Origin of the sequence: Flavobacterium sp. (assembly GCF_039916025.1) — a bacterium.
Classification (GTDB): domain Bacteria; phylum Bacteroidota; class Bacteroidia; order Flavobacteriales; family Flavobacteriaceae; genus Flavobacterium.
Window position 1 is genome coordinate 1 of record NZ_JBDSMB010000101.1, and the last position, 2352, is coordinate 2352.

General features: G+C 33.3%; 3 protein-coding genes. 1 reads left to right on the plus strand and 2 read right to left on the minus strand.

Annotation, left to right across the window (positions count from 1 at the left end):
• Positions 1-217: 217 nt before the first annotated feature.
• Together ABIQ27_RS07060 and ABIQ27_RS07065 are read right to left on the minus strand one after the other, a co-directional pair.
• Positions 218-1057, minus strand: coding sequence for an AraC family transcriptional regulator (locus ABIQ27_RS07060; RefSeq protein ID WP_348033082.1), 840 nt, complete (start codon positions 1055-1057; stop codon positions 218-220).
• Positions 1058-1362: 305 nt separating this feature from the next.
• The gene (locus ABIQ27_RS07065; protein ID WP_348033083.1) at positions 1363-2100 is read right to left on the minus strand and encodes an SDR family NAD(P)-dependent oxidoreductase; all 738 of its coding nucleotides are present in this window, start codon (positions 2098-2100) and stop codon (positions 1363-1365) included.
• On the opposite strand from ABIQ27_RS07065, the gene ABIQ27_RS07070 reads away from it, so the two are divergent.
• Complete coding sequence (locus tag ABIQ27_RS07070; RefSeq protein ID WP_348033084.1) at positions 2051-2287, plus strand: winged helix-turn-helix transcriptional regulator; 237 nt, start codon at positions 2051-2053, stop codon at positions 2285-2287. The genes ABIQ27_RS07065 and ABIQ27_RS07070 overlap by 50 nt on opposite strands.
• Positions 2288-2352 lie beyond the last annotated feature (65 nt).

Below are 2352 nucleotides of genomic sequence, written 5' to 3' on the forward strand. Positions count from 1 at the left end.
TTTGTTTGTGCATTCATTGTATTTGAAAAAATTAAAAATGAGAAAATTGCAACCATTACTGTTTTAATTTTGCTGATTGAACCATTGATTTTGCCTGTGGCATCTGTTTGTGTTGACATCTTTTTAATTGTTTTTATTTGATGGCACAAAATTACCTTGCTTAAACAGGCTGTACAATGTAGCTTTCGCTAATTTGATTGCACTTTTTTCCCTTTTATTATTTTAACAGGTATTGTTTGCGGAATTGTTGCGGCGAAAGTCCCGATTGGGTGGTGAAAAGCCTTATAAAATATGCATAATCTTCGTATCCCAAATGATATCCAATTTCTTTTATGGTAAGATATGTATGGGCCAACAATCGTTTGGCTTCTAACATAATCCTGGCTTTAATGATTTCGTTTGGGGAATGATTTCCGAACTGAGTAATTTTTTTGTTCAGGTTTTTTGGAGTAGCAAAAAGTAGCTTTGAATAATCAGCTACAGTATGAAGATTTTTAAAATGAATTTCTACCAACAAACTAAATTTTCTTAAAAATTCTATTTCTATATTTTTTACGGGTTCATCCCATTGGTGTTTTGCTTTCCATATTCTTGTGGCCTTTATGATTATTTGTTTCAACAATATCCGTATCATTTCTTCATTTGCCACATCTTCGTTATCGGTTTCGTATTTTATATCAGCGAGAATATGTTGGATTGTGGTTGATTCTGTTTTACTTAAAGCAATGGCTGGAATTTCATATACATTATTGTACAAAATCCCGTCACAGGATACTTCGTTATCATGAATCTCAACACAATAAAAATCGCGGTTATAATAAAGTAACACAGCTTCGCATTTGTCAATCTCCTTCAATTTATATACCTGCGATTTGTTTATAAAAAAAAGCGTATCGCTCCCTGCTGTATGCTGTTTGAAGTCGATTGTAATTTTACCGCCAGCTTTTAAAAAAAGTACTTTTATAAAATCGGTTAGTAGAGAAAGTTGCTCAGGAATGCTTGCATCGTTTTTAAAACTGATAAACCCAAATTGTTTATATGCAAACTGTTTTAACATTGTTGGTTTATAAAATATTTATTACGGTACATAAGTAAAAGTTCAAAAAAGATATACGGCAAAAGTCCCGATTCAAGTGTAACATCGGGATACCGACATGGCCGGAAAGTGACACAACCCTAATCCTGAAGAACTAAAGCTGTTATAAAAAAAATTAGCAACTCAAACCGGTTCTTAAAAAACGCTTGACCAAATTAAAAGATAAACTTAAAAAAATGCCGGTAGTTGTGTTTATTGGGTTGCTTCTGTCACTGACTCGCTATCAGCAAACTGTTTGAAAGGGATCATTTTAAGATTTTTCATTTTTACAACTGAATTTCAAACTCATTTCTATTGCTGTATAATTTCCAAAACTGATTGGCAATATTATCAGGACTATAAACTTCAGATTCAGTTGATACCATTCCATTGACGGTAACCATTCCAACAAAAATATCTTTACTGCTTAACGCTTGCGAAATGCTGCCTGCTAAATTTTTAACACCAGCTTTACCAATAAAAAGTGATGCCATTTCTGAATACGGATTTGTTGCTAACCCGCCACCAGCTACTAATATAGCACCTTTTGAGGTTTCTAATTCATTCATTGTTTGCAATACCACTGTGTGCAAGCCAACAACGTTTACATTAAAATCTTCGGTTAAAGAATCGGCTGTTTCATTCAAAACATTTAACATCTTTACAGCAGCTGCATTGTAATGTACGACGTCGATGCTTTCAAAATTTTCTTTGATAGTTGAGATGGTGTTTTTTAAACTTTCTGCATTGGCCACATCACCTGAAAATGATTTTGCAACAATACTTTCTTTGGTTAATTCATCTACAAAATTTTGTAATCTATTTGAATTGCGACTAACTAAAGCTACCGAAAACTCTTGTTTACCAAAGGTTTTCGCTACGGATTGACTGATGCCTGGACCAGCTCCGAAAATGGTAACACATACATTGAATATTATTGGTGGACGATGGAAACCAATCATTCTTTCTACCTTAATGAACAGGAAATTAAGGTTTGGTAAATTGACAGTATTTATGCCTACCATTTCCCGAAAAATTCTAACCGAACAATTAAAAGAATTAGAATCTTATGGCTTAATTATGAGAGAGGAATTTGCCGAAACACCACCACGGGTTGAATATTCTTTGACCAAAAAAGGAGAAACTGTAATGCCAATTATTATTGCAATGGCCGAATGGGGAAAATCCGAAGGAAAAGAAATTCATGTGTAATTTTTTTATTTCATTGAATTATTTACAGGTTCACTGTCAACAAACTGTTCAAAGCTGATTATTTT